The organism is Desulfosporosinus sp. FKA (assembly GCF_002196785.1).
Classification (GTDB): Bacteria; Bacillota; Desulfitobacteriia; order Desulfitobacteriales; family Desulfitobacteriaceae; genus Desulfosporosinus; species Desulfosporosinus acididurans.
This window is the reverse complement of record NZ_NAHZ01000012.1, coordinates 1-22,039: the sequence shown is the minus strand read 5'-3', so window position 1 is coordinate 22,039 and position 22,039 is coordinate 1. Positions and strand designations below refer to the sequence as shown.

General features: G+C 39.9%; 24 protein-coding genes and 1 pseudogene. 8 read left to right on the top strand and 17 right to left on the bottom strand.

Features of this window, described 5'->3' with window-relative positions:
* Nucleotides 1–226: 226 nt before the first annotated feature.
* Nucleotides 227–1,759, bottom strand: coding sequence for a recombinase family protein (locus B5771_RS02280; RefSeq protein WP_088186063.1), 1,533 nt, complete (start codon nt 1,757–1,759; stop codon nt 227–229).
* 146 nt (nt 1,760–1,905) lie between these two features.
* On the opposite strand from B5771_RS02280, the gene B5771_RS02275 reads away from it, so the two are divergent.
* Nucleotides 1,906–2,469: a manganese catalase family protein gene (locus tag B5771_RS02275; protein ID WP_088186062.1), complete on the top strand. Its 564-nt coding sequence runs from the start codon at nt 1,906–1,908 to the stop codon at nt 2,467–2,469.
* A 71-nt stretch (nt 2,470–2,540) separates the two neighbouring features.
* Here B5771_RS02275 and B5771_RS02270 read toward each other — a convergent pair whose 3' ends face one another.
* The 5 genes and pseudogenes from B5771_RS02270 to B5771_RS25165 all read right to left on the bottom strand — a co-directional run bounded on the left by B5771_RS02270 (nt 2,541) and on the right by B5771_RS25165 (nt 6,750).
* Nucleotides 2,541–3,944, bottom strand: a complete 1,404-nt coding sequence (locus tag B5771_RS02270; protein WP_282433311.1) for a recombinase family protein — start codon at nt 3,942–3,944, stop codon at nt 2,541–2,543.
* Nucleotides 3,945–4,264: 320 nt separating this feature from the next.
* Nucleotides 4,265–4,876 (bottom strand): annotated as a pseudogene (locus tag B5771_RS02265) (reverse transcriptase domain-containing protein); the annotation flags it as partial.
* A gap of 492 nt (nt 4,877–5,368) precedes the next feature.
* Nucleotides 5,369–5,599 carry a hypothetical protein gene (locus tag B5771_RS02260; protein WP_088186059.1) on the bottom strand — a complete coding sequence of 77 codons (231 nt, stop codon included), beginning with the start codon at nt 5,597–5,599 and terminating at the stop codon, nt 5,369–5,371.
* A gap of 192 nt (nt 5,600–5,791) precedes the next feature.
* Entirely contained in the window at nt 5,792–6,307 is a 516-nt protein-coding gene (locus tag B5771_RS02255; protein WP_088186058.1) for a hypothetical protein, read from the bottom strand.
* 218 nt (nt 6,308–6,525) lie between these two features.
* Complete coding sequence (locus B5771_RS25165) at nt 6,526–6,750, bottom strand: hypothetical protein (RefSeq protein ID WP_348982926.1); 225 nt, start codon at nt 6,748–6,750, stop codon at nt 6,526–6,528.
* 227 nt (nt 6,751–6,977) lie between these two features.
* Between B5771_RS25165 and B5771_RS02245 the strand changes: the two genes are divergently transcribed.
* Together B5771_RS02245 and B5771_RS02240 are read left to right on the top strand one after the other, a co-directional pair.
* Nucleotides 6,978–7,484, top strand: a complete 507-nt coding sequence (locus B5771_RS02245; protein ID WP_088186057.1) for a hypothetical protein — start codon at nt 6,978–6,980, stop codon at nt 7,482–7,484.
* A gap of 285 nt (nt 7,485–7,769) precedes the next feature.
* A complete protein-coding gene (locus B5771_RS02240; protein ID WP_242966702.1) occupies nt 7,770–8,951 on the top strand; it encodes a polysaccharide deacetylase family protein in 1,182 nt (393 codons plus the stop codon).
* A gap of 433 nt (nt 8,952–9,384) precedes the next feature.
* Here the strand turns inward: B5771_RS02240 and B5771_RS02235 are convergent, their stop codons facing one another.
* The 5 genes from B5771_RS02235 to B5771_RS02220 form a co-directional block, all read right to left on the bottom strand.
* Entirely contained in the window at nt 9,385–10,200 is an 816-nt protein-coding gene (locus tag B5771_RS02235) for a hypothetical protein (RefSeq protein ID WP_088186056.1), read from the bottom strand.
* 3 nt (nt 10,201–10,203) lie between these two features.
* On the bottom strand, nt 10,204–10,389 hold the full coding sequence (locus B5771_RS23725) for a hypothetical protein (protein ID WP_140417675.1): 186 nt from the start codon (nt 10,387–10,389) through the stop codon (nt 10,204–10,206).
* A gap of 118 nt (nt 10,390–10,507) precedes the next feature.
* Nucleotides 10,508–10,969, bottom strand: a complete 462-nt coding sequence (locus B5771_RS02230; RefSeq protein WP_088186055.1) for a transposase — start codon at nt 10,967–10,969, stop codon at nt 10,508–10,510.
* A gap of 101 nt (nt 10,970–11,070) precedes the next feature.
* On the bottom strand, nt 11,071–12,426 hold the full coding sequence (locus B5771_RS02225) for a hypothetical protein (RefSeq protein WP_088186054.1): 1,356 nt from the start codon (nt 12,424–12,426) through the stop codon (nt 11,071–11,073).
* A gap of 6 nt (nt 12,427–12,432) precedes the next feature.
* Entirely contained in the window at nt 12,433–12,945 is a 513-nt protein-coding gene (locus B5771_RS02220) for a hypothetical protein (protein ID WP_140417674.1), read from the bottom strand.
* A 140-nt stretch (nt 12,946–13,085) separates the two neighbouring features.
* Here B5771_RS02220 and B5771_RS02215 point away from each other — a divergent pair, with 140 nt between their 5' ends.
* On the top strand, nt 13,086–14,147 hold the full coding sequence (locus tag B5771_RS02215; RefSeq protein ID WP_088186052.1) for a DUF6076 domain-containing protein: 1,062 nt from the start codon (nt 13,086–13,088) through the stop codon (nt 14,145–14,147).
* 234 nt (nt 14,148–14,381) lie between these two features.
* On the opposite strand, the gene B5771_RS24070 is transcribed toward B5771_RS02215, so the two are convergent.
* From B5771_RS24070 to B5771_RS02200, 4 genes are all read right to left on the bottom strand, one after another.
* Entirely contained in the window at nt 14,382–14,522 is a 141-nt protein-coding gene (locus B5771_RS24070; RefSeq protein WP_172408126.1) for a hypothetical protein, read from the bottom strand.
* 244 nt (nt 14,523–14,766) lie between these two features.
* Nucleotides 14,767–16,041 (bottom strand): LCP family protein, encoded by a 1,275-nt coding sequence (locus tag B5771_RS02210; protein ID WP_088186051.1) that lies wholly within the window; start codon nt 16,039–16,041, stop codon nt 14,767–14,769.
* 230 nt (nt 16,042–16,271) lie between these two features.
* On the bottom strand, nt 16,272–17,204 hold the full coding sequence (locus B5771_RS02205) for a TIM44-like domain-containing protein (RefSeq protein ID WP_088186125.1): 933 nt from the start codon (nt 17,202–17,204) through the stop codon (nt 16,272–16,274).
* Between the two features lie 74 nt (nt 17,205–17,278).
* Nucleotides 17,279–17,965, bottom strand: coding sequence for a PspA/IM30 family protein (locus B5771_RS02200; protein WP_088186050.1), 687 nt, complete (start codon nt 17,963–17,965; stop codon nt 17,279–17,281).
* Nucleotides 17,966–18,281: 316 nt separating this feature from the next.
* On the opposite strand from B5771_RS02200, the gene B5771_RS02195 reads away from it, so the two are divergent.
* The 3 genes from B5771_RS02195 (at nt 18,282) to B5771_RS24065 (ending at nt 19,619) form a co-directional block, all read left to right on the top strand.
* Nucleotides 18,282–18,938, top strand: a complete 657-nt coding sequence (locus B5771_RS02195) for a manganese efflux pump (protein WP_088186049.1) — start codon at nt 18,282–18,284, stop codon at nt 18,936–18,938.
* Between the two features lie 365 nt (nt 18,939–19,303).
* A complete protein-coding gene (locus B5771_RS24985; protein ID WP_282433307.1) occupies nt 19,304–19,426 on the top strand; it encodes a hypothetical protein in 123 nt (40 codons plus the stop codon).
* A 19-nt stretch (nt 19,427–19,445) separates the two neighbouring features.
* Nucleotides 19,446–19,619 (top strand): hypothetical protein, encoded by a 174-nt coding sequence (locus B5771_RS24065; protein WP_172408125.1) that lies wholly within the window; start codon nt 19,446–19,448, stop codon nt 19,617–19,619.
* 594 nt (nt 19,620–20,213) lie between these two features.
* Here B5771_RS24065 and B5771_RS02185 read toward each other — a convergent pair.
* Nucleotides 20,214–20,321 (bottom strand): aspartyl-phosphate phosphatase Spo0E family protein, encoded by a 108-nt coding sequence (locus tag B5771_RS02185; protein WP_140417673.1) that lies wholly within the window; start codon nt 20,319–20,321, stop codon nt 20,214–20,216.
* Nucleotides 20,322–20,622: 301 nt separating this feature from the next.
* A complete protein-coding gene (locus tag B5771_RS02180) occupies nt 20,623–21,384 on the bottom strand; it encodes a biosynthetic peptidoglycan transglycosylase (protein ID WP_088186048.1) in 762 nt (253 codons plus the stop codon).
* Between the two features lie 140 nt (nt 21,385–21,524).
* On the opposite strand from B5771_RS02180, the gene B5771_RS02175 reads away from it, so the two are divergent.
* Nucleotides 21,525–21,752, top strand: coding sequence for a hypothetical protein (locus B5771_RS02175; protein WP_088186047.1), 228 nt, complete (start codon nt 21,525–21,527; stop codon nt 21,750–21,752).
* Nucleotides 21,753–22,039: the final 287 nt, after the last annotated feature.

The following is a 22,039-nucleotide window of genomic DNA, read 5'->3' as shown; positions in this document are numbered from 1 at the left end:
TCCTCAGGTATATAAATAAATATTAATCCCTAGTGTCTTAGAATTGGGAGGTGACACATTAGGCCCAATTATTAATCATGGTCAGCATGCTCCCTTAAGATCTTAAATCTACCTGTATCATCATATTATAATAACATTTAAACTTCCTTAAAACCCCTTAAGAAATTATATAAATTTTAATACTTAAGAAACTCGTAATTATGGTTTCTGTGAGACTGGGATACATCTATTTTAGTATTTCTTTTACCTCAACCCCCACCTTAAACACAAACTCCACCTCAACCATCGACTGCACCTTGACCTTCTCAACCAACTTCCTAAATATATCTTCATCAAACTTATCAACCTGCTCACTCCCCCTAGCATCCAGATAGGCCTTGAATTCCTCTGCCATCCTACCCTTCCATACTCTCTCGGCTTCATCACCCTTCACTCTCTGCTTAAGCCCTTGCAACTTTTCAATCTCAGCAGTTGAATACTCCTGATTATTCCGCATCGCATCCATCAACTCATGCTGTAACTCCGCTATCTTGGCATCAATAGCCTCAAAGTCAAACTTCGGCCCACTAGTTTCTTCTATTATATAGGCCTCTTTATTGGCAATGATTCTGTTCATAACCCTTACAAATGCCTGCTCCAAAGCCTTCTCCTTGACACTCTTCATATCACAACCATCGCCAGTTTGATGGTTAATACATATCCATACAATCTGCAGATTCTTACCACTTCCCCATTTGCTGCGTCTGAATTTACTCCCGCAATTCCCGCAGAACAATTTCCCAGAAAAAGCATAGTCACTGGTGAACTTACTCTTCCCTGTCTTAGAATAACCTCGCAAGTTTGACCGTCTTTCGAATTCCGCCTGCACTGCTGCAAACTCTTCTTTAGAAACAATAGCTTCATGACTATCCTCGACATAATACTGAGCTGCATGTCCAGTATTTTTAACTCTTTTTTTGGTCAAAAAATCTGTCGTGTAGGTTTTCTGCAACAGCGCATCGCCCATATACTTCACATTTTTGAGTATTCCAATGACCGTACTGTCATACCACTTCGAACCACCAGCCCCAGTAATAACTCCATCCTTTTGCAGATTACTGGCTATTTTATAGGGGCTTTTGCCATCAAGAAACTCCCGATAAATCCGCCGCACTACCTCGGCTTCCTCTGGGACTATAACTAACTGCCCCTGATCGTCTTTGGTGTACCCGAGGAATTTGTTATGGTTAACTAAAACCTTGCCCTCTTGAAACCTGTAACTGATCCCCATCTTGGTGATCTGAGAAAAATTGGAACTCTCTTCTTGCGCTAAGCTTCCAAGCAAGGTTATTAAAAATTCCCCTTTACTATCGAGGATATTCACATTTTCCTTTTCAAAAAATATAGCCACCCCCTTCTCCTTGAGTAGCCGTACATATTTCAAAGTATCGAGAGTGTTTCGAGCAAACCGGCAAATTGATTTGGTAATAACCATATCTATCTTACCCGCCATGCAATCCTCAATCATTCGGTTGAAACCCTCACGTTTCTTGGTGTTGGTTCCATTGATTCCTTCATCCGAATATACCGAGATAAATTCCCAAGCTGAATTGTTCTTGATGTAAAAAGTGTAATGTTCGACCTGCGCCTGATAACTGGAAATTTGCTCCTCATTATCCGTTGAAACCCTTGCATAAGCGCAAACTCTGAGTTTTGCCGTAGCCTCTAGACCTTTTAACTCTTGCATCGGTTTTGCTGGAATAACTGTTACTGTTGCCATTAATAAAAACCTCCCTTAGAAAATATCGTGGCATTGTAAGGCAATTTATAAATTAACTTTGAAGTAGTTTACCAAGAAACATGTACCTCCTACCAATATTTTCATAACATATAGATATAATAGTTTTTTTCTTGGAGGGCAATGTGATGAGCGAAACTAATTATGAAAGACATAAAAGAGGGGAATACTCTGACCCATCTCCCTACCCTGAAGTGAAAGTTCTTAGGCCTAATCTCAGATATGCTGAAATATTAATGGATGACTATGCGGGTATAGTTAGTGAGTTTTCTGCCATTAGTCAATATCTTTATCATCATTTTTTATTTGACCAAATTGATAAGGAGCTTGGAGATTTACTAAAAAATGTTTCAATTGCCGAAATGCTTCACATGGAAATACTGGCGGATACAATAATTAAACTTGGGGGAAATCCAGGTATAAGGGGTTCCAAAAGTTCACTTCAAGGGAATTTTTGGTCTGGAAAATTCATTTATTATGGAACAAATCTATGTGAGCAATTGAAAGCAGACATTGATGCTGAATATAAAGCAATAGAAGAATACCAAAAACACATTCGCTACATTGAGGATTTTCATGTACAAGCAATACTTCAGCGAATCATATTGGACGAAAAGGTTCATATTTGTCTCTTTAGTAAAGCCCTTCAAAAATATTGTGGCTCTGAGTATTCCGGGAAAACAACTGATTGATTTGATGATCAAATCTATTCAGCTTCAATTATTTAGGTATACTGTTACTGTTGCCATTATAAAAACCTCCCTTAGAAAATATCGTGGCCTCGCTTCAAGGTGTAACTTTCCTCAAAAGCAAGGCCGTTATTTAATTGAAATATCAATTTGGTTCGTTCCTTAACCACTATTTTTTCGACTATCTTCCGATACAAATCATCGTAAAATTCTGTGAGATTGCCATTCTGTGCCTCAAGTACGGCTTCGAGTTCCAGGGTTCTCGCCAATCGATTATCTCGCTTATTAATTTCAGTCATCCAATCGGATCGTTCTGTTTGAAGTTGGGTTAAGGTTTTAACCAGTTCTTCGTGTTCAACTTTCACAATATTATGGTCTACATAGCCCTTTTCTTCTATTAAAAAGAGCGCCCGTTCTTGTTTGATGAGTTTCTCAATTTCCTCATCCAACTTCGCGATACGCTCATTATCTAACTCTGTTAACTTTTCTCGCTCCAGCTTTGTCCCATAATCTGCCAGTAACCTGGCCCGGTCATCATAAATCCGGTTAAACACCCTGACAAACAAACCTTTAATCGTCTCTTCTTTAACCCTCCCAACCCCACAAGAATTTTTACCATAAGTGTTGCAAATCCAGCAAACTGACTCCGCAACTGTTCCGCAATTGTCTATATGCCTTTTAAATGTGTTTCCACAGTGGCCGCAAACAATGGTTCCAGTTATGACATATCGATTTGTGTATTTCTCTCGATTACCCTCAACGTTTCCTCTTGACTTGGCTCTATCTGCCATTATATCTTGGACTTTCTCAAAATCCTCTCGGCTAATAATGGCTGGGTGGCTATCCTTCACATAGTACATTGGGGCTTCGCCAGAATTTTTCTTCCTATTATATAGGGCCGTTGTAATGGTCTTTTGAAGTCGTGCGTCTCCGGCATACTTCTCATTTTTCAAAATATCGCGGATGCTTGATTCGGCCCATTTAACCCTCCCGGAGATATTATTAATTTCATCAGCTTCAAGTCCTTTAGCTATTCGGGAAGCACCCAGGCCGGAAAGATAATTTTTAAAGATTCTCCTGACAATGGCGGCTTGATCCTCGTTTATTATTAGATCTCCCTCTCGGTCTTTATCATAGCCAAGGAAGCGTTTTGTGTTAACTGAGAACTTACCTTTCTTAAACCGGCGTTGATTACTCCAATGCATGTTTTGGGAAATGGAGTCAAGTTCTTCTTCGGCTACTGAGCTCAGAATGCTAAGCATTAGTTCGCTTTCGGTTGTTAAAGTATTGATTTGTTCCTTTTCAAACTGGACAGCAATCCCAAGAAGTTTAAGTTTTCGTACAGTTTCCAAACAATCTTGAACATTCCTAGCGAAGCGACTGATTGACTTCGTTATAATCATGTCAAACTTTTTATTCTCAGCATCCTCGACCATCCTCTTAAACTCAGGTCGTTTTGCCGCGTTCTTGCCGGATATACCGTAGGCTAAGGGTTATGTTCCCTCGCCGCCGAACCGTGCTTGCCTCTCGACGCACACGGCTCTCCATTAGTAATTAACATATTTTCTTTTACTCAACATGAATTGCCATATGGCAATCATCGCATACAACTAGCGTCTTTCTGCGCTTTAATTGTATGACTTGTTCCCAATGTGTGTTTCCGCTTAATCCTTTTAGGCTTGACACATGGTGAACCTCATAACCTGTTTGGCCTCTTTTCCCGCAAAGCTCACATATTCCAGCGTTTAGTCTTGCTTTTATGCTGTCGTTGCTCTTAGCGCTATAGATGTGCCGTGTGATTGTATCGCCAGTCCTCACAGTATCCCGCCTTCAGGAATTGACGGATAATATTTAGGAATTTACTGTCTTTAATTCTTCTTTGCAATATCTCGATTAACTTGTCATGGTCGATATTATCAAAACAGCCCCGAATATCCCCTTCAATGAACCATCTCGCACCTTTAAAATAGCAACGTGTCTGCTTTAGGGCTGTATGGCAACTCCTTTGCGGTCTGAAGCCATGTGAAAACTCACTGAACATCGGCTCGTAAATTGCTTCCAGAAACCTGCGAATAACCTCTTGTAACAGTTTGTCTCTGAACGAGGGTATTCCTAATGGCCGCAGCTTACCGTTCTTTTTCTTGATATATTCTCGGCGTACCGGTTTTGGCGTGTAGGTGTGGTTTTTCAAGTCTGAGATTAGACAGTCAACGTATTTCTTGCCGAAACCATCCGCAGTATCATTATCAATACCTTTAGTGGCTGCGCCTTTATTGGAATATAGCTTTTGGTATGCACTGTAATAGATGTCTTCCCTTAGAAGGTAGCGATAAAGGCGGGTTTGAGCGCCGTCTTTGTGGTCATTTGAGTTTTGGAAAATACGCTCCAAAATATCAGATGTTGGTTTCATTGAGGTTTCTCCTCCCTTTCACCTTTCATATTTTGGAATTTACTAACTGTTCCCCTTCGCCATGTAGCAGGCTTTCCCTGCCTCGGACTACTATGGGAACTCCGTTACCATGCAGGATGTGAGTCCTGTTTAGGTAATCCTCAGTTGATTTTGTTTATCGGATTGTGGATTGTCGGAGCTGCTTTCGGTCCTTTAGTACACGTTCTCGTGCCTGTTGTGTGATTTTATCGATAACTCTATATGCGACCAAGGTACATATAGCTAATCACACTTGGGGTGCCAGGACATTTTCCCCAATCCCTACACAATGGAAACTCAGACCTCACATTCGCCAAACGTAGGCTATTCCTCATATCCACTTACCATCGCAACTGAGTCGTAAGCGTTGTCCTCGCTTAACTTGTTGCTTTCCTGCCGTGCTATTTTCCCGTATCAGGTTTCCCCCAACGGTAAAGCAGGTTGGCACACCCGTTATCGTGGGTGGTAGCTCCGTTATGCTACTCTAAACAAAACCCTATCTGGGCGAACTTGGTCACTATAAATGCCTGCAAAGGTCCATTCTGGATTGTTATTTATATAGAAAGTGTAATGCTGGACTTGGGCTGAAAAGCTTTCCTGCTGCTCGGATTGGTTAGTGGAAACCCTGACGTAGGCGCAAACTCTATGTTTTTTAAGTTGCTCATGGAAGACTGGTGCTTTCTCAATGGTGCGTATTTTTTTCATGTGGCTCATCTCCTTCCTCAACACAGTAATTTAGCGAGGCTTGTGGGAACATATTCCTTTCAAAAAAAACATCACTACACCCGCCAGATTGTCCGGGTGTAGTGATGTTAGCTCTGTATTGGCTAGATTGCAAGTCAATTGTTCTTCCTAACTGAGTGCCAGTAATGGACGCCATCAACTAAAATTTTTTCTCTATTGGACTGTGGTTGTTGAGGTACTGGCAGTACTTCCGCCCAAATCCACTAGGATCTTTTGAGCATCCGTTATTAGCTGCTTTCTGGCGCTGATTTGATTATTTAAATCGGTGATGATGTTTTGTAAGTCTGTGGTTATATTCGTTTCATTTTTGCCTTGGCGATCAATATCCAACTGGAGCTCATCTTTTCTTAGGGTTAACCTGTCAGTAAGTGCTGTGGTGTAATCATTCACCATTGAAATCTGGTCATTTTTTGCATTTAATAGAACGGTATAATTCTTTTGAGTCCAATCCGTCTTACGTTGGGCTTGAATATTTTGTCTTAACCCTTGTAATGTATCACCTAATCCTTTGTCCGTTTGGCGTAGTGCCTTGATCTGTGTCCAATATGTGGTGTTGGGATTAACAGTAGGCGCGACTGGTGCCGCTGTATCAGCCATAGCTGGCAAGGCAGAAAATAGACAAGAACCTATCACCAATCCTGAGGTCAGTAAAACTTTTAAATTACGCATTAAACATCTTCCTTTCTGATTATCGCTTCAAACATAGTCTAACAATCAAAACTGAGAGTTCCCTGAGAATAAAGCAGGACTTAAGTCCTGTTTTTAAAGAATTCTAGGCTGGGCTTTTCCTTTTCTTCAGCTATATCTTCCACAAAAAACCATTTACATACTTCAGCTCATATTTGAGTTCAAAAGTTCTCATTTGCCCATGAATCTCACTTTGGCACTCATTCAGATATTCGTTTAATCATCTCAACTTTAACTATGTTTCCGTCATACCTAAAGCGGATGGGACGCGGTGTGCCGGGGATATCAAACCATGTAATCATTTCGATTGGAGCCATAACGACTTTCAACTCAGCCACACTTCGCCCAATCACTCGTAATACATTCGGTGCATCCTCCGATATGTAGCAGTTTGTTCCGGCACACTGGGCATTGATTATGGGCAATTAACCATTCTTCGCGAGGTTCCATACAATGGGATTCCCTCTAACATCCCTCATCGACAAATCGTTGAGGGATGTTAGTTTTCGTTTGAGGTTAAAGAGTCAACCGTTAATTTAGGCCAAATCATTATTTGCGATTAACTAATCACTTTAATCGTATGAAAATTGGTCATTAATCTTACAAGCTCTCATATAATTTATTACTTGTACAAATAATGGAAGGAGCCACAATGAAAATGAATAAACGAAAGGGTTTAAAAACGATTATATCTATAGCAGCCGGAATCACGATTATTACCTTAGCGACTACAGGATGTAATAGTAAAATGCTTTCATCGACTCAAAAACAAGCCCCAGGCAATGCCCAAGCAACTCTTTCTACGATGACACCGACAACCGAGCAATCATCTATTCCAACTTCCAAGGGATCTAAATTAGCAAAAACTAGTTCTAAATCCACAACTAATAAATCCGAAACAAGCACAGAACTTACTAATGAAATAAAGGCATATTTGAAAACAAATTATGGACCAGGCTCTCATGAAAAATCTTGGTATAAATACATCTCTCGAATAGCGGTCAATGGTAAGAGTGTCACAATTAATACTAGTCTTCACACTGACAAGAAAGTTGCAACTGCTATAGCCAATGCTGTTCTAGGATGGCCTAAATTTTCTGGTGAAGTCATTATCGAAGGATCAAATGGTACCACCCTTGCGAAAGAATCAAAAGCTTAAATAATAGTTAATTAAAAAGTTATCCTCCAATTGGCTCTAAATCTTTTGGAAGGTAACTTTTTTCTTAGTAATACGTACCTCTATTTATTTAATTCTCTACTTAAACATATGTGGTTTAAAATACTCTTACATCCTTCAAACTACATAATTCACTTAGCTTCACACCTGCACATTCGAAACGATTGGCTAAAGCTGATTAATTAATTATTGGATAATTCTAGAGGAGATTTATCTTATTTATCGAATTACTGATTATGGAATTTTATGGAAGGAGCAACAGCCTTAATGATGTATGGCAAAGCTAGTCCTCGAAGATCAGATTATGGTAAAATCTTAGGTTTTTTTATTTTGGTGCTCGTTATTTCCACTACAGTTTTCGTGAAAAATTATTTTTTTAATGGTTCTAATTCACTTAAAAAACCTAATAAGCCCCCGTCATCTGCCAATGCAACTTTAAATAACAATCGTTCCGAATCATTGGATCAACTAAATCCCACGAGAACCTCGGCTGGCCCAATCAAAGTGGTGTATGAACTTCCGGAGAAACAGCCCGTAGTCTATATCACTATTGATGACGGTTGGTATCCAAACGAAGAAGTTATAAAGTTAATGCAACAATACCATCTACCCATTACTACTTTTCTTATAGAACAGGCTACTCAGAAACATCCCGACTTTTGGCATGAATTCGTAAAGTCAGGTGGGCATATTGAAGACCATACTTTTAGCCACCCTTATTTAACGCATTTGTCACCTACAGATCAAAAAAATCAGATCTCTCAACCTATAGATTATTTAAGCCAGTTCGGTTCACCACCCAATGAGTTACGGCCACCTTACGGGGATTTCAATTCTGAAGTCGGACAAGCAGCCCATGATTCCGGAATTAAATATATCGTAATGTGGGATGCAGAAATGGAAAACTCCAGATTTACTACTAGAAGTGGACTGGGTCTTAAGGCAGGAGATATTATACTTTTACATTGGGTTCCTGGACTGGATCAGGAACTTATAAAGCTATTGAACATCATTCAGAAACAGAATTTAGGTATAGCTGATTTAACCCAGGCATTAACTGGAGATCCTTTAACAATTAGTTGGATAAAAACACCAATTCCCGTCCCCAATCCCACACCAACAACGTCTACCGAAACCAGTACTATTACTTCCGGAAATCCTAAAACTCCTAGAACTTCTAGCACTCCTAGAACCTCTAACACTTCCGGAGCCTCTAATACTCCCGGAGCCTCTAATACTCCCGGAGCCTCTAACACTCCCGGAGCCTCTAATACTCCCGGAGCCTCTAATACTCCCGGAGCCTCTAATACTCCCGGAGTCTCTAATACTACCGGAGCCTCTAATACTCCCGGAGCCTCTAATACTCCCGGAGCCTCTAATACTCCCGGAGCCTCTAATACTCCCGGAGCCTCTAATACTCCTGAAAACTCTGGCACTTGGGGAGCATAAACATACTGAGACTTTATAAAAATGGTCCATAGTATCGCGATAAATACCGGGGTTCGTTACTACATCAATCCTTGCAGGTTAAATTTTAGTGATTCATTTTCTTTAATTCTCTTTTTTTAGGACTCTAGAATGTCCAGATGCTGGATACATCCCCAGTGGTTATATACTTTTGGGCAACCATTCCTGCAGACTTTTCCGCACTTATTTAAACTTTTAGCCACTTTTCAAATTTTTTATAAAAGTTTGGTCCTTTTTAACTCAAAATTTGGCGGCGAGTTCTACGGAGGTATGCAACACGGCAGCAGGCAAGCCTCTTAAAAAGCAAGGTGGGGGGGTAAAATTTGGCCTATCTGGCCAGCAAAAAAGGAACCTCCCTAGAAGTTCCTTGATACACTTAAACAATAATCTAATGATTCCTTCCCAATTGTAGATTTCAGTTCTCACTTGCAATTTTCTTACGCTTAGCTTCTGCTGCTTGTTTGGCTTCAATCGTGCGATAACTAGAGTCTCCATCAAGTCTCTTTAGTAAAATCTTACGAGCAACTTTATAAGCCTCCCCTATCAATCCCAACTTGAGCAAGAAACAGCGCATAGCATATTTTTCGTTCACCGCTTCTCTAATTTTAATAGAAGAAAACTTTTGCTGGATTGATTGCTTACTTAGCTGTTGGCAAAAAAACGCAAAAGCAAATATCTCATCAATATCCAAGCTAGCGTTAAAAAAGCTAGAACTCAATGTCTTCTCGGCCATATTAAAATCTATTTGGCAATCACCTTTAATCACACCATTGTCGATACCGACGTTAATAACCGTCGCAACTTCTTCCAAGGTATCAATCGGTACTGAATTGATTGCGGTGATTAGACTCTCCGGAATGATGTCTGTCACCCTAGCCAGGGATTTTCGGATAAGAGATTGTTTGCACCAAAGAAGATTCACAAGATTTCGGAGAGTGTTGCCGTTATGGCTAGTCATCGAAAGAGTTACGGTTGCATCACCCTCTGCTATGGCCTCAGCAGTTTTTAGTGTATCGAGAATGGAGCAAAAGGAATCTCTTTCCATTAAGGTAACTTCAGGCGAGATAATAAGACCTTCCCGGTCAATCACCCATTTGCCCACACGGTAACAAAACGTAGGTGCACCCATATACTCTATTTCCATACCAAGTACCCCGGCAATAGCGTTAGCGACCTTTTTTCGTTCTATACCACTTACCCTCATGGAATAGATGAACGTTCCGTTAGTCATTTATCATCCCACCTTTCCAGATGAGATGAGTTTTGCTGAGCAGGCCGTAATCCCCATCCACCAGTCGTTGGGACGATATCCCCAAAACCGACAGGCTTTACGTTTTGCCTCAGTGCCATTTTTCGCAGGAACAATCAGCTCCCGGCCTCCATGGTGTCGGACTTTGTAAGTTCTAATCTCGCTATCCATCAATGAACACGACCTTTCCTGTTTTTGCCTTTTAGGTGGTGTGTCCATTAACGCTCTGTAGTCCCTGCAAGTCAAGGTATTTTAAGACGGAAAAAGGGGCAGATGTCTACCCCCAATTCTATTCCTTCTCATCGCCATAGAGCCAAGCAAGTTCTATTCTCCTCCGAAATTCAAAGATTTCCCGATCCAATACCTGTTTTTCAGGGTTATCACACCAGTTGCCCCGGTCTTTATTTTTCAGTAGGATTATGATCGCTCCAACATCGGCGGGCATATGCTTTCGTATTTTTTGGACGAATTTTGCTTCTTTACCGTCAATCATTCTAAGGGACGTCCGCGAGATTTCATAATCATACCCGAGGGCTCTTTTGTAAAGCGCATTCTCTAATTCAGCCACAGCAACCGTTCGTCCCTTCTTCAGCGCCGATTGATGTTCCGGGTATTTATTTTTAAACTCACCCAGAGTACTTCGGCCAATCCCCAAATTATGGGCTATCTGTTCCTCGGTTAAGCCCAATTTAGCCCAACCTTCAACAAGCTGTAACTGCTCTTTTACCTGGGGCCACTTAGATTTTGCCATAGTTTATTGGCACCTCCTTAATAGAAAGGGCCCTCAGGTTTTTATTTCGAGAGCCACTATTTAGTCAATCAGTCGTACTCATAACACTTCCAATAACAGGTTTATGAATGAGACTTATGCTTTTTAAGGTTACGGATTTTAAAATGCCAATTTAGCTCTTTAGAGTTAATCGGTTTATACCCGGCATACAGCATCGCCATTTTTAATTGATCATTCGATATATAATGATCTAATCCATTCTCCGCCAGATGTTTTAGGGTATAACTGCTCTGCTGATGATTCATCGTATTCGCTGGTTGAATATAGTCATTAATCCAGCAACCCAAACGTTCTTTCATTTCCGCAGACAGCTGATGATACTCATTGTGAAACGGTTCAAGTAATTCTTGATCCTTGACCAACATGACACCTTCAGACTTGATCAAATCTTTGCGGCCATAATTCTCACAGAGTTTGTCAAGAGTCGTCTTCAGCTCTAGCAGATTCTTAATGTCGCGTACATATTCAACGGACTTAGCTCCTTGATTTTTACCATTTCGCACATCCCAAACGCATACATAATTACAATAACTGCCCTTTTCAGGGTGATTAATACCGGAAACTTCAATATCATAGCCATTTTTCATATCCAAATAAATACAGGTCTCCCAATCAATTTCCTTGGTCGAATAAGGCTTGCCTAAAAACTCCAACGCCTTATTCATCTTGCTAATAAACAATGGTGGTGCCTCACCCACGACATGCCATGCCCCCGGTTCAATCCTGACTGCTTGCCAGTCATCATTAGCCAAGTCGTACCAGAAAGTGTTCTCCCGTTCAGCTACCCGGAGGGATAACTCAATTTTAGGCCCTTCAAACCGTGCCTTTGCTTCCAGAACACCCAGCGCCTGTTTCAAAGCATCCGGTCCTATTGCCTTCCTCGTGGCCTCGTAGAACTGTCCCGCTAGCCATAATTTTGTAGCCTTAGCTTTTGTTAACCAAGTTTCTACATGACCATTTACAAGAAAACGTATATAGGTGACAGATGCTGAATCGTGGAATAGTTCAATCCCTATAGCTTCAATTAATTCTAAGAGGATATCTGCTTGACTTTTCCTACCTGCTGAAGTGGAAGATTCGTCAAATCCAAGGGCTTTATCAAAGGTCATCGATCGGTAATCATCCCTATCCCATTTTTCCCGATAAAGCCCACTGTCACAGAAAATCCTATCGATCTGCTCAGTGTCATTGGTATGAAACGCAAGCAGGTTGCAGAAACTTTGGTCTGCCTCGCTCTGAGATTGGAAATACTTCTCCCAGTCTCCCTGATAAAGGTTGCTGAATTTAGTGCCATTCCGACCTGAACTTACTTTGGCAATAAGGTCCTGATCGGATAAGGAACCCGAAGGGGTATTTGGGCCGGGTACTTTGACTAACCTTTTGGCATTGGGAAAGATCTTCGCATAAACCTTATTCAAACCGCTTTAATTTTCGCGAATCACGGTAGGAGTCCCTTCGAGATGATCTCCCGTAAAGCAAAAATACCGATCTTGGTCGTACATTTCAAACTTACCTTTGCGGTTGAGTTTCCAAGGCTTCTTACCTTTAACAATAATGTGAAGTCCTTCGCCACTTTGGCTTTTTTCGGTATAAGAATCGAGAATACAAATCATTTCCTGGGCAACTTTGGAGATTTGACCGTCTTTATCAATGCATTTGTCCATATCCACTCCAGTGTATCCATCGTCTTTGGCAAATACATAACCGATACCGTTGTACACATGTGGGTTATTCCAAACGAATTGGACAACATCTTCATACATAGCCCAAGTCCTTGGAGTTGTGCTATCGGCACGACGGCCATTAACCTGGTATGGAATCTTAGCAGGTTTTTCCTTACGCATCTCTAATTTCCAAAAAACCCATTGTCGATGTGATTTCAGTTCTTCAGGAATGCTAGCCACATTCAGGATAGGTCGCTTCCGCTTTTCAATCAAATCTTTACTCCTATGATGGATTTTTTTCAAAAATTTGCGCCCTTCTCTGAAACAAAACCTCTACCCAATAGTAGCTACGCTTAATTGAAAGAGCTAGATAAATGGTACAAAAAAAACTCATCTGAGATGGCCTTCAGGAATTGTTATCTGTAGCACACCCTTACTTCGAGTACGAAAGTACAGAAACTCTGACTAAGACCATCGGCGATTATTTTAATGCTCTATTAATTCAATCTAGTTACCACGATAGAGGCTTCGACTTTGACCCCGAATTTTCCCCTATCTACAGTAAGGATTGGTACTTTGAGAGATTCAACGCCTTAACCTCTGATTTGCTTTTTTTAGAGGATGAAGACCCCGCCGAAATTTTTTTTAAGCAATATGAAACTTTCATTAATTTAGAAAGCGATTTACCCCTACCTCTTTTGCCAGTTAAAGGCTTTTTCGGTGTATTGGGCGTTCAGGATGCTGCTAGACGGTGGCTTTTTGGGCTACTTGATACTACTGCACCACAGATAAACTCTCTCACAATTCCTCAACGTGTCTGGCTTTTTGGCAACATTTTTAATAATATTTCAGACCAGCCCGAGATGATACTCACTAAACAGATGTCCTTTAGAAATCCGCATCAGCGAGGCTACACGTCGAATTATCGTCGCTTAGAATATATTAATGGCGTAGATCACCACGTTACTTTGGTCGGCGATTTAATGGATTACCATCGCAATCAAGATGTTCATCCCGAGGCATTAAGGTGCTTGCAGCAAACAATTGATGTTGCCAAACAGATCTCTACTGAAGAGACCTTTGAAGAATATAAAATCCGCAACATATACCAGTTACTATTTCTAGAAATTCATCAAATGATTTTAAACAATACTCTAATCAAAAAATGCCGCCATTGCCATAAATACTTTACTGTTACCAACTTAAATGTGGAATATTGCGACAGGATTGTTGAAGGTGAAACTAAGCCCTGCTCTGAAATTGGCTCAAAACGCGCTTTCCAGAAAAAGCTTGAAGAAGATTATCCCCTTAAAATATATAACAGGGCATACAAAACACATTATGCTCGGGTAAAAAAAGGCCGAATGTCTAAGGCCGAGTTTAATACCTGGTGCACTCAAGCTCGTGAAAAACTTTCGCAGGCTAGAGTTGGAACTCTCTCAGCTACTGACTACGAAGAATGGCTTAAGATCTAATATTCTTGCAGATTTTCTTTACTGATTTATCTGTTATAGTTTGGTTCCTTCATAACCGGTCAGCAAATCTGGTAACACTCGGACTTCCAATATCTTGTCATCAATATTAATTTGAATTGGGTTATACGGATAGGCCTGTCCACGAATCAATGACCGAGGCTTAGAGATTAAGGAAAAATCTTTGCAGTATAAACCAAAAAGGCGACCTCAGCACTTGAAGGTCGCTTTACTTTTTTATATTAATTCATACGACCATTGAAAATACTCATTTTCTAACTGTCCTATTGTAAACTTATTTCTTGCATCCATTAATTCGGGGTTAAATTTACATTTATCTCCGTCACGAAGTAGGATTATTCTCATTGAGGCATCCATAGGTCTTCCTCCATTAGATATTCACATCCAATTATACTTTATAAATGCATAACATTTTTTCAAACAAGTCAAGAATGATAATACCAACTACAAGCAAAATCTCCCATTGCTGTATGGTGCTTTAGCAATCTTTTAAAGTATTTGTAGATGTCTTAGGGCAAAAATTTCATGGTATTCTATACTAAATAGATCTTGCTCAAAAAAGCCGCAGACTTCAAGAACAGGTTGCTTTTCTTGTAGTTTTTTATGGAGAATATACTGTTATATCACTTGCCGTTTGTGATGGTGAAATTAACTCATTCCCAGTTCCTAAAGATCGCGCTACAGAAAAAGCAGCCATAATTTCTCCCTCTGGATAAACGATCATTTCTTGACTTCCTCCGTAATCCTGGCTAATCCATCGTGTGTCAAATTTAGCATTTTGTAGCTTATTTAAGACTGTTTGGGAACCATAAACATTTACCTCAATGGTCTCCGGATCCGGTATTGGTGGTAATCCTGTAGAAGCCCCAATGGCTCCATATGGTTGTAATGTTTGACTAATTACCTTTGGATCTAAAACATCATAAAAAGCACCCGATAAATAGCCCTCTTGGTTTATGCCATCAAACGGTGTGTTCGCAATGTCCATTGAGTCTTTAATAGAGCCAAGACGGATTAGTTCCACTGATGAACCGGATGATTCCAACCCCATGCCTATTAACATTGGTGTAGGGATATTTGTTGCTACATCATTCTTCCATGTTTCTTGAAGTTTTTCAATTTCGGAAAAGTTTGTACCGGATGTTAGTAGTTTTGTCTTAAGTAAGTTTAAAATCTCCAGTTCTGCATCCTGACGTTGAAAATCATCGGTTCGATCATTATTCCCGGCAATATTTTGACGAATACGAATAAAGGCTAAAGCTTGCTCACCATTTAAAGTCTGCAATCCAGGTTGAAAGTTTGCCCCACTATGATCTGGATCATAAAGTCGTTTGGGAATATTGACCTGTATTCCACCAACAGCATCGATGGCATCAGCAAAGCCTTTAAAGTCTGTTACGATGTAATAAGCAATGTTTAAACCTGTAAGCCTGGACACATATTTCATGGCTTGTTTCGGTCCTTCTTCAGGGCTCTGTTGTAGCCCTAACTGGAAGGAAGATTTAATTTTAGGGATGGACTCTTTATATTCGGGCATTGCAACTAACGTATCGCGGGGAACAGAAATCAAGCTGATCTTATGCGAATCCGGGTCGACATGCGCCACAATTAAAATGTCCGCTTCCCCAGCTGCAGTTCCTAGAGATAAAGGGTTAGTTGCATCCCGTGCATTGTTTCCAATTAATAAAATATTGATAGGCCCTTTTATTCCAGATACCTTACTCGTAAGTGTTTTTCCTATATTAACCTTAATTTGTTTTGATTCAGTTTTAGCTTTATTACCAAAACTTGTTGAATATTTTAAGCCAATAAATATTCCAAGGATGGATAATAGAGATAAAACTATTTTAATATATCGATATTTATGCCCAGTCATAATTCCTCACTGTAAAGTATAGTTTCTTTCATATTATTGATCAATTCACAATTATTTATTCATTTGATATTTCTCTCCCTCTATCTAATGGGTTATTACCCGAACCATCAAATATACACAATCGTTACTTGTTATAGGGTGATCTAATCGGTAACATAAAAAGCCTGTCTCCTAAGCATACGAAGACAGGCTCTTAAATAATTATAGATTTGCCTAAACTGTAAACATTTCTAATCTTCTATTCCGCGAGCAATTTTAACTATTTCCAATGTGTCTTCCTGATAAATACTTGCCAATAGCCACTTCTCATCCTGCCAAACAAACTTCCAAAATTCTGTAAAGTAAAGTCTGTGATTATCGTTTCCGGATATTAGTTTTCCTGAGTTATCTACTGTATAGTCAATTAAACTCGCAGAAACCATGGCAATAAAATACTGTGATTCTTCATCTAAATGACTCTGGATAAACTCAATATCCCAGGTGTTCAAAATAGGTTCCTTGATTATATTCCTCTCTCCGCGAGCTTTCATAGCTTGCAGATCCGCTTGGTATTTATTGTTCAACGTAATTATTAGATACTCTTCTGCTAGCGAAAGATCCTGTCGGCTCCAGCCATCCTGCAGCCAGAAGAAAACCTGGCGAACCCTTCCGACAAGAAAATCTCGATCCCAACGAGGGAAGGTTTCTGCTAAATAGTTCATATTCTCGCGTGTATAGTTTATCGCTTTACCAAAGCGCTGAAGATTTTCCGAATTTGAAATCGGGCGGCCATTTAAATCTACAGCCGTCTCCCTGGAAGAGCCATCATTATTCATTGATCTGGAACTCGTCATTGATGGGGAACGATCATTACGGCCCCATCTTCGTCTATTTTGGCTTGCATAGTAGAATCGCCACGCCATATACAGCAAAACGAGGAAAAATATTCCTCCCGATCCTCCATACCCACCGAAGAAGAAAGGAATCGGAAAGAACCCGCCGAGTCCTCCACCTCCCAAATAGCCCCCTCCAGAGAAAGACCCACCGCTGAATCCTCCTCCCAAACTGTCACCCAAACTTCCGCCCAGACCGCCACCGCCACGGGCTAAGGCCAGCGAAACTTGACTTCCCAAGAGAATAAGAGTTGTTAGAATTACCGCTATACGTTTGATCCTAGAATTCATGCCAATCACCGATCCTAAACGTCTCTTTGAAAATACTTGTAATCTTCCATTGGGGCTTTCTTTAATAGAAAAGCCTAATTCTTATTTAACTCGATTTTATTTCCTGCTTTAAGTCGAGCTAACTCATCCTCAATCTCAGAATTAACTTTGCTTGCTTCTAGTTCTGCAAATTGGTCTTCAATTGTACTTGTGTGAACCATTGTACCGGTCGCTTTGGCCTCCGCCTCCATGCGTTCAACCCGATCTTTCATCCGGTCAAAATCTCCCAAGGGGTCGTGGGAAGAAAGTCCAGATACAGCTTCATTTGCCTTTTTCATGGTTTCTGCCCGCCGTTGACGTATAACTAGGTTATTACGCTCCAGCTTTGCCTTTTCCAGTTTCTCCGAAAGTACATGGAGATTATCCTGAAGATCTTCAACTGATTTTGCCTGTTCGGCAAGTTGAGACTCATACTCTCTCTTGCTGGACTCAGCTTGGTTTTTATACGTTAGAGCAGTCCTCGCCAGGTCATCCTTACCCTGCTGGACAGCAAGTGCAGCTTGTTCGCTCCTCACTGTAATTTCCTTATTCAAGCCTTGAATACGCTCCTCAAGTTGAATCTTATCCGCAAGAGCACGGTTAACTTGAATTTGAAAATTGTGAACTTCCTCTGTCGCACGTTCAACATAAAGATTTAACATTTTTTCAGGATCTTCAGCCTTTGCAATAAGATCCATTGTATTTGCTTGAAATAGATCTTTTACCTTACTAAACAACCCCATTGCTTCCTTTCTCCTTTCAACCACTGAAAACCAATAGTTATCGTTCAAACTCTCACTTCAACTCTATCTTTAATGTAAGCATTATAACACTGTTTATTGTGTAAATCTCGAACAATCTATGAAATCTTCATGAAGGTTAACTTATATGATTGATGACAAAATCATTCAGAAATTCTCCCCTATTAGGAAATACTATTAAATTTACTGATTACAAAACTAGAATTATTTACCATGGAACCCTTAATGTCCTGGTACTTGCGCAACTCCTCAAAGACATTAATAAGATGAAGCATATTAAAATTGAGGAGTGGTTTAAGTGGCGTTAAATAATCTGTTACTTATCTTTGCAATCGGAATCGCATCTAATATTGATAACGCCGGAGTAGGTATTGCATATGGTGTAAGGAAAGTTGGAATTCCATTGATCTCCAATACGATTATCGCGTTAATGGGCTTCGTATTGGCTCTAGGAGGGGGCCTCTTTGGACATTTGATTTCACACTGGCTTACCCCGTTTACATGTCAATTAATTAGTATGTTAGTTCTTATTAGTCTTGGGATTTATGTTTTAGCCCAACAGTTTTTTACGAAAGCTCCCGAAGCTGTATATGTATTTAGTCAGCAACACCAAACTGATCAAACGATCGATCAATTTTCAGATAATCATTTGCTTCGCGTGTTACGTAACCCTGAGGAAGCCGATCTGGATAATTCAAAGTCGATAAGTCTTACAGAATCAATAATTCTGGGGATAGCTTTATCCCTTAACAATTTGGCAGGCGGGTTTAGCGCTGGTATAACAAAACTTAACATTTTGACGATGGCAACTGTGTCCGGTTTGTTCTCCTTCTTATGCACTGGTCTCTGTGCAATGTTTGGACTTAAATTTGCTTCTGAAAAATTTGGAGAAAGAGCGACCACAATTTCAGCGATTCTACTTATATTGGTGGGCATCCATCAAATAATGAACTAGCGATTATTCTGTTTCATTCCGGAAGAAAGCAGGAGTGGAACTATCCCTCCTGCTTGACATTAAATTTTCTTCAAAATCTTATTATTTAGTCCAAGGAGCGATTACTTATGTATAAGAGGGTTAAAGATTCAACTGTAGAGAGTACTCAATTTATCAGCCTAAATTCATTACTTCCTAGACTAGAAGGGTTAATCCTTATCGGAGTGGGATTATATGTTTTATTAAAACATTGATTCAAAAGTTATGTTTCTTTTAGTATTAGAAATACAGGTATTAATCTGTATTGCATTTCTGCACCTATATTGTTCCATATATTCCAATCTGAACATATTATGTGCTTTCTCTAAATAAAGGAAGAAAAGTCAATGGCATTTGGCGGAGTTGGCGTCGATGGCGGTGCTTGTGGAACAGGTGTTGGATTTGGCGCGGGAATCGGTGTAGTGGTTGTAATTATTCTTCTGCTTATTGCAATGGGTATAGTATTTTAATTAGGAAGGAGGAAAATTGATGTACAGAATGGGCTATGGTGTATATGGTATGGGGGGAGCAGTTGGTGAGGGAGGAAGCTGCATCGGTGCTGGAATTATTGCCATCGCTATTTTGATTCTTATCGCTTTAGGTGTGATTTCTAAATTCAATCGGCTATCATCTATACAGGGTGATAGCCGATTGAATATTTAAGGTACTTAATAGAAAGCTGGGAGCAAGATAGTAGTAAAAAACTCCCATCAATTATAGATGAGAGTTATAGGTAGGACGATATATTTCTTGGATATCTTGTCCAAAGATTTGGCTATTATGTAATTCTATCCTAATATAAAAATTGTAGTAATAAATATATTTCCCTAATGCTATTTGCTGAATACTATATGATTGTAATTATCCACGAACAGAGAATGGACATGATCGGCCTAAAGGTTCTTGATAAACCGTGCCCAAGATGTTCTGGACTCGGAAGGATTGAAAATCCACAGTGGGTCCAGTTTTGGACCAAACTAGATTCGTTTCGAACCCCGGCAGATCAATTAGCCACTTAGAAAAGGTAAAGTCAGACCTGCCGACAGAACCCATGTTCTTTGTCTGTAAAGAATGCCATGGTAGAAGAAGAATACTTACAGCCGAGGGGAAGCAACTTATCGAGTTTAGTAGGTTTTGGATGAATCCGAATTATTAAATTCAAGGGTCCGTATTGAAATAATAAATATCGTCCGACTTAAGAAAAGAACGGCTTCTAAACCATGTCTGAAGTTCAGATATGTAGCCCTGCCCATACCCTTAGGCTGTTCGTTTAGCATAAAATTCATTAATCAATCTGTCCAGCGTATCACTAACTTTAATCACTCTTGAATCCTTTAGGTCTTTATCTGCTGCAACTTTTATCATTTACAATCTCAGTTTTTCAATTCGTTATTCCAATTCCATAATAATATCACTCTTTCTTTAGCTTTTATTCAGAAATTGCGAAACCTCTCAATAGTGTGAACAAAAAGCCACATGATAATAATGTAATGATCAATCTCATAATAAACCATCTCTTTCAATCTGATATGGTGGGAATTCCCTTATGCTTAATAGGATACCCCATATTATTTAAGGTTACGTGAAGTATATATGAAAATTCCATTATACATTTGTGAAAAATTACCGCGCCTGGGACTCTGTTCACAATCAGAAACATTAAAATCTAAACTAGAATTAGATTTGCCTTTCCAGAGGATGAAATAGACCCCTTCAATTCTAAAGGTTCACTAAGAATCTGCTCAGCCTGTGATTTGTTAATGACTCCATTATCGACCATACACTGCACGACAATACGTTGCCGTTGCCGAGCGAGTATCAGGTTATGATATGGATCATAAACACTTGGGGCATTAGGAATACCTGCAAGCATGGTTAATTCTCCTGCGTTCAATTCTGACGGAGTTCTTCCAAAGTATTTCTCTGCTGCTTGATACAATCCGTTAGCCCCATGACCGAAGTAAATGACATTGGCATAGAAGGCAAATGTTTCTTGCTTACTCATCGTGTCATAGAGTCCAATTGCATAGATACTTTCGAGGAACTTTTGCGGAAATGATTTAGAGGTATTTGCTAACAAGGTATTATGAATCAATTGTTGTGTAATCGTCGATCCACCCTGAAGGGGGTGTTCATGACTAATATCCACTTTAACTGCCCGTAATGTTCCCCGCAAATCAATTCCTTTGTTAATCGAAAAACTACGATCTTCTGTAGCTATGACAGCTTCTCGGTAAATTGTCGGTATGTCATCGTATGATAAGAATAGACTATGCTGGGTCTGTAATTGGACGATAACCTTATTACGCACTTGTGTAGAAATCCTATTAATATCTCTAAAATAATATTTTAGTCCGTACCAACCAACTATCGAAGTAACCGATACTAGTAGAAGGAGTTTTACAACTCCTCTAGTTATTCGTTTCACGATATTCCTCCAAGATTAAGCAATCTAATATTTCCATTCTTGACGTTGGACCATCTCCTTAAACATAGTTCATGCTTTTGTACATAACAAATTGTGAACAGCTAATAATAGTTACATCACATTTAAGGAGTTGATCTTCAATGAAACGAATCAAGATCGGTATTGCACTTATTTCAATGTTCGGGTTACTACTAGGAACAGCCAGCATCGCAAATGCTAAAACCGTTTCCCCGGCGCATCAACTCAAAGTTTCGCAAACAGCAAAGAGTACACATCATAAGGCTAAACAAGCCAAAACCGTCCATAAGACCGTTAAACTAAAAGCTAGTAGTAAACAAGCAAGTAAACACGTAACCAAAAAAGCTTAATTTTCCTGAGAGCCATCAGCGATGCTGGTGGCTTATTTAATTTAGGCCATAAAAGTGCCCTCACTATTGGTGAGAGCGGACAGCGCTTATACAAATACTCCTGAATTAAGTTTAATATGTATTTCTTATGAGGTTTAATGAACTTTACATTGACTAAATTGTAAGCGGTGGAACAAACACCGTCGTGTAGCTCAACCTCCCATCTGATACACTCTAGACAAGTGATCAGATGGGAGGTTTTTAGGTTGAAATCCACAGCTGAAACTCTGCAGCTCTGGGAACAGCGA

Bases quoted from the DNA above. Each gene is read 5' to 3' on its own strand.
- B5771_RS02200 (WP_088186050.1), bottom strand. From the start codon at position 17,965: ATGGGGTTGTTTAGTAAGGTAAAAGATCTATTTCAAGCAAATACAATG.
- B5771_RS02210 (WP_088186051.1), bottom strand. From the start codon at position 16,041: ATGACTGGGCATAAATATCGATATATTAAAATAGTTTTATCTCTATTA.
- B5771_RS02260 (WP_088186059.1), bottom strand. From the start codon at position 5,599: ATGAAAAAAATACGCACCATTGAGAAAGCACCAGTCTTCCATGAGCAA.
- B5771_RS24065 (WP_172408125.1), top strand. From the start codon at position 19,446: ATGTACAGAATGGGCTATGGTGTATATGGTATGGGGGGAGCAGTTGGT.
- B5771_RS02205 (WP_088186125.1), bottom strand. From the start codon at position 17,204: ATGAATTCTAGGATCAAACGTATAGCGGTAATTCTAACAACTCTTATT.
- B5771_RS23725 (WP_140417675.1), bottom strand. From the start codon at position 10,389: ATGGATAGCGAGATTAGAACTTACAAAGTCCGACACCATGGAGGCCGG.
- B5771_RS02175 (WP_088186047.1), top strand. From the start codon at position 21,525: ATGAAACGAATCAAGATCGGTATTGCACTTATTTCAATGTTCGGGTTA.
- B5771_RS02245 (WP_088186057.1), top strand. From the start codon at position 6,978: ATGAAAATGAATAAACGAAAGGGTTTAAAAACGATTATATCTATAGCA.
- B5771_RS02280 (WP_088186063.1), bottom strand. From the start codon at position 1,759: ATGGCAACAGTAACAGTTATTCCAGCAAAACCGATGCAAGAGTTAAAA.
- B5771_RS24985 (WP_282433307.1), top strand. From the start codon at position 19,304: ATGGCATTTGGCGGAGTTGGCGTCGATGGCGGTGCTTGTGGAACAGGT.
- B5771_RS02185 (WP_140417673.1), bottom strand. From the start codon at position 20,321: ATGATAAAAGTTGCAGCAGATAAAGACCTAAAGGATTCAAGAGTGATT.
- B5771_RS02240 (WP_242966702.1), top strand. From the start codon at position 7,770: ATGATGTATGGCAAAGCTAGTCCTCGAAGATCAGATTATGGTAAAATC.
- B5771_RS24070 (WP_172408126.1), bottom strand. From the start codon at position 14,522: ATGGATGCCTCAATGAGAATAATCCTACTTCGTGACGGAGATAAATGT.
- B5771_RS02275 (WP_088186062.1), top strand. From the start codon at position 1,906: ATGAGCGAAACTAATTATGAAAGACATAAAAGAGGGGAATACTCTGAC.
- B5771_RS02255 (WP_088186058.1), bottom strand. From the start codon at position 6,307: ATGCGTAATTTAAAAGTTTTACTGACCTCAGGATTGGTGATAGGTTCT.
- B5771_RS02230 (WP_088186055.1), bottom strand. From the start codon at position 10,969: ATGGCAAAATCTAAGTGGCCCCAGGTAAAAGAGCAGTTACAGCTTGTT.
- B5771_RS02235 (WP_088186056.1), bottom strand. From the start codon at position 10,200: ATGACTAACGGAACGTTCATCTATTCCATGAGGGTAAGTGGTATAGAA.